Raw genomic sequence first — 3,898 nt, 5'->3', positions numbered from 1 at the left:
GTCTTTGTAGGATTGCAGGGCTTGGTCTGGGTTTATCTCCTGAATGAACAGATTAGCAACACCTTGGACGGGACGGGCCTCAAGGCCAACTTCTTGCCCGAACACGTCTCCTAGGTTCGAAGCCGGATCCGTAGTGACAAGCAACGTTCTTACACCCCTCTTAGCCAACATCACGGCTGTGGCCGAGGACAGAGAAGTCTTGCCAACTCCTCCTTTGCCGGAAAAGAAAACGTACTTGATCATGACCTACGACTCCTTCGCGAGCAACAATTCGTCCATCTGTGGATAGCGACCCATGGTGCGAATTTCTCCATCGACCGTTACGATGGGTAACACCTTCATGCCTTGCTTCAACATGGTTTCATACACTTGCTTGTTCGAGGTAAACGCCGCCGAGTCGCGGCTGAGCATATGGCGTGCTACCGTATGTCCATCGGCCTTCAAATTCTCCACCAATTCTCCGATGCGAATCAATTCGGGATCCGGTGAGGTACCGCACACACCAGTCGAGCAACACATTTCGGGATCAAAAAAGTCTATCTTCATTCTTAATTCCTCCTCTTTCGAATATTAGTATTAGCAACAACCGCCGGAAGAAGCTTCGGTCACGACATCTAGCTCCGTTTTCTTTGAAGTAAATATCTCCTCCGAAAATTCATCCATCTTCATGGTTGCGGTGAGCTTTACTGGACGAACCAGGGCAAGCACTTCCTGCAAGTCGGCATCCGTCGCACCAAGTCCTCTGGCCTTCGGTACGTGGTACTCCAAGCAGGACGTACACCCCACAGCCACGGCAGCAGCTGCTTGAATCAGTTCTTTTGTGAGTTCATTCACCCTGAACCACCATCCTTTAAACGTTATATAAAAATATAGTTATATAATAAACGTCATGAATACCCTTTGCAAGCCGGACTAAAAATAATTCTTTATCCGGCTTGTCTGAGTTATTTCCGAAAGCGTCCGAGATATACATTGAGAAGACGTTGAGCCAATTGCGGAGGCATCTTGCCTTTAAATTTCGCCATGTACGTATCAAAGGACGATTTCATGAGATGGGACATGGTGCTGTGATAGGCGATGTCCGTCGTGCCGCCCCATAACACATTGGACCGAATCAACGTCGCCTTCCGGTGCCCCATGTTCATGATGCAAAAAACCTCTGGCTCATAATCGTACCGTTCCCCGCTCCTTGTAATACGCTGACGAAGCAAGCTCGCGACCAAATTTCCTTGCTCTACGGCTAGGTGCCCGAGTTTGGGGACGGTCCGGGAAGCCACATCGCCAATCGCAAAAATATTCTCGTAGTCCAAGTGTTGAAAGTTTTCATCCGTGGGTACAAATCCAGCTTCATCACCGAGACCCGATTCGGTAATCAGGTCTGGCCCGCGGTACGTGGGAATCAAGACCGTGAGAGCCGACGACAACGTAGACCCGTCCTTGAATCCTACCTGGTCCTTCTCAATTTTTTCGATCACTTTATTCGTAACGACCTCGACTTCATGTTCCCGGGCCAATCCTTCAAACGCCTCGTGAACTTTGTCCCCTACGTCTTCAAAAAAGACCTCTGCCGGGCTAAAACAGATAATTCGGGCTTTGTCCCGCGTGCCGCGTTTGCGAAGCTCACTGTCAATCATAAATGCGACTTCGCCGACCGGACCTTCGCAAGCCGTTTCCAAGTGAGGGACATCTTTGACACGTGTCCCAGAAAGCATGGGAGCAGATCCAATCAAAATGTTCCCTTGTTCAAACTGTTCAATGGCTTCATGCAGGCGAGGCGCGAGAATGTCCGTGCAAACCGAGTAACCGTGTTCCTGAAAACCCGGTACGGCCTCAAAATCTTTCTTCCCGCCAAGCGCAATCACGAGAAAATCATAAGGAACACTGACCTCGTCGTCTAAGTACACTAACTGTTTCTTTGGGTCAATGCGATGAACACGACTACGAATAAAGCGACCATAGGCTTCCACCACCGGTCGTAGAGGGAAGGTGATGTCGGAAATCTCTTTTTCTCCAAGTGCCACTTCCGGGAGAGAGGGTTTAACTAAAAACGTTTCCCGCTCATCAATCACGGTCACTTCCGCTTCCCCGGAACCAAGCCACGACGATACGTGGTGAAAGACGGTAAGACCTCCAAATCCCGCACCAACAATGACAATTTTCTTCACAAAACTCCTCCTCAAGAAAAATTTAAGTAAGTATTTGCATTTCAATGTGGAATCATACCAAGGACGGTTGCCTGTTTCCAATAGTCCAAACGTACCATCGAAAAGATGGTTCATTTTACAACTACAAAACTATAAATATAGTTGTATAATCACGAAGGAAGGAGGCGATGGGTATCCAGAATGGCCGGTTTCAACCATGGCAATTGTCCGTCGGTGAAGAAATTGAACAAGTTGTGCGCGTCGCAGAGCGGAAGTACCCAATCCTGACGCAGGATTCGGAATTGGAACAGTGGGCTTTTTTCCATAAGGCTCTTGGCGATGAAACGCGTCTTCGAATCGTGGCTATGCTCCTCGTTCAGGATGTTTGTCTATGTGAAATCGTGGAGGGACTCCAGATTCCGACCTCGACCATCAACCACCATTTAAAGATTTTGGAACGAGGCGGGGTGATTGAGGGACGAAGAGAAGGGAAGTTTACCGTCTATGCCATTGACCAAAAGAAGCGGAATTTAATTCCTTTGCATCACGGGGAAGACAACTAGCGTATAGGAGGAAGACAAAATGACGATTGAAGAATTGCTGTCCGCAATGGAAAAAGAAGCAGGTGCACGCCCGGTTACAATGGAGTTGCTCAGCCAATTGGACGAGAGTACAGTTTTCGAACACGCGAGCAACAAGCAATGGTTGTTTAGCAAAACCGCGGTACCGAACAAGTATAAGCTGCTAATGAGTATCACGGCGGCCGCAGCGTTAGGGCAAGAAAACTGCATTAAAACTTACGTAAAAAGCGCTTTACGGCAAGGGATTCAGAAAGACGAAATCATGGAAGCCTTGCTGGTAGCCAGATTTGTGAAGGCCACCACAGTGATTTCTGCCTCCGTAGATGCCATGAAACTGCTCGTAGAGGAAAGTAGCACGGACCTAGAATAAGACACAGATTTGGAGGCTCATTAGATGACGAATTGGTGGCTTGTCGGCCTAATTGTCTTCGTGGTTGGTTTTGTAACGACCTATCTCAAAATTACGATCGATCGTATTTTCTTGGTCTTGTTGCTGGTCCTTTGGATGGGTTTTGGAATCCAACAGGCCATCGTTATCAACGCACTGGTGATGGTACTGGCTTCCCTGTTATTTTTCCGTAACGCGAGGTCACAACTGTCGCAACTCCCTGGGGCGGTAAAGTGGAGTGTTGTAATTCTCGCCTTCGCAGGCGGTATCCTTGGACGCTGAATTGGACTACAAACCTCAAATCGCGGCCTACTGCTGATTCTTGGTATCTATGCCGTACTGGTCGGCCTTCGTCTCTTGATTATTAAGCCTAAAATGGTTCCGGAGGGGAAGATTCGAACCGGGGTCAGTGTAGTCACGTTTCTATTTAGTATCCTTACCGGACTGATTAGTGCTGGCGGGAAACCGATTCAAATTCCTGTTCTTGTAAAGAGGTTCAAATTATCGATGCCCCAAGCCTACTTGGTAGCCTCTTTAGGGATCATGTCCGCGGCAATTGGGCTGCTTGTTGGTGAACTCTGGTTTGCAAAGGTCATTCCATTTTCGAGCATCGGGTGGTCGTGGATCTATTTTGTTGGAATCACTCTCGTCATGTTCATCTTTGAACCCTTTTGGAACATGAAAGGTCAGAAGTGGGTGACACTACTCGTGGTGTTAGGCTGAAATAGTGGACACAACGAATCGAGAATGTAAGAATGAGGAGATTCGGGGTGAGCTACATGACA

Annotated in this window: 8 protein-coding genes; 4 read left to right on the top strand and 4 right to left on the bottom strand. The window is 48.2% G+C overall.

Annotated elements, in window-relative coordinates; translation table 11 throughout:
- The 4 genes from BM613_RS13995 to BM613_RS13980 form a co-directional block, all read right to left on the bottom strand.
- Window positions 1-243, bottom strand: a 243-nt coding sequence (locus BM613_RS13995) for an ArsA family ATPase (protein ID WP_146192837.1), incomplete at its 3' end; no start/stop codon positions are given.
- Window positions 244-246: 3 nt separating this feature from the next.
- Window positions 247-546, bottom strand: coding sequence for an arsenite efflux transporter metallochaperone ArsD (arsD, locus tag BM613_RS13990; RefSeq protein ID WP_109431781.1), 300 nt, complete (start codon window positions 544-546; stop codon window positions 247-249).
- Between the two features lie 30 nt (window positions 547-576).
- Entirely contained in the window at window positions 577-834 is a 258-nt protein-coding gene (locus BM613_RS13985; protein WP_181363197.1) for a carboxymuconolactone decarboxylase family protein, read from the bottom strand.
- Window positions 835-944: 110 nt separating this feature from the next.
- Window positions 945-2,165: an NAD(P)/FAD-dependent oxidoreductase gene (locus tag BM613_RS13980; RefSeq protein WP_219930713.1), complete on the bottom strand. Its 1,221-nt coding sequence runs from the start codon at window positions 2,163-2,165 to the stop codon at window positions 945-947.
- 167 nt (window positions 2,166-2,332) lie between these two features.
- Here BM613_RS13980 and BM613_RS13975 point away from each other — a divergent pair, with 167 nt between their 5' ends.
- The 4 genes from BM613_RS13975 (at window position 2,333) to BM613_RS14930 (ending at window position 3,836) form a co-directional block, all read left to right on the top strand.
- Complete coding sequence (locus BM613_RS13975; RefSeq protein WP_109431778.1) at window positions 2,333-2,707, top strand: ArsR/SmtB family transcription factor; 375 nt, start codon at window positions 2,333-2,335, stop codon at window positions 2,705-2,707.
- Between the two features lie 19 nt (window positions 2,708-2,726).
- Window positions 2,727-3,095, top strand: coding sequence for a carboxymuconolactone decarboxylase family protein (locus BM613_RS13970; protein ID WP_109431777.1), 369 nt, complete (start codon window positions 2,727-2,729; stop codon window positions 3,093-3,095).
- A 24-nt stretch (window positions 3,096-3,119) separates the two neighbouring features.
- Window positions 3,120-3,395, top strand: a complete 276-nt coding sequence (locus BM613_RS13965; protein WP_109431776.1) for a hypothetical protein — start codon at window positions 3,120-3,122, stop codon at window positions 3,393-3,395.
- 75 nt (window positions 3,396-3,470) lie between these two features.
- Window positions 3,471-3,836 (top strand): hypothetical protein, encoded by a 366-nt coding sequence (locus tag BM613_RS14930; RefSeq protein WP_146192836.1) that lies wholly within the window; start codon window positions 3,471-3,473, stop codon window positions 3,834-3,836.
- Window positions 3,837-3,898 lie beyond the last annotated feature (62 nt).

The sequence above is a fragment of the Sulfoacidibacillus thermotolerans genome, assembly GCF_003144315.1.
Lineage (GTDB): Bacteria > Bacillota > Bacilli > Alicyclobacillales > SLC66 > Sulfoacidibacillus > Sulfoacidibacillus thermotolerans.
Note: the sequence above shows the minus strand (reverse complement) of the source record. Positions and strands in the feature narration are given on the sequence as shown.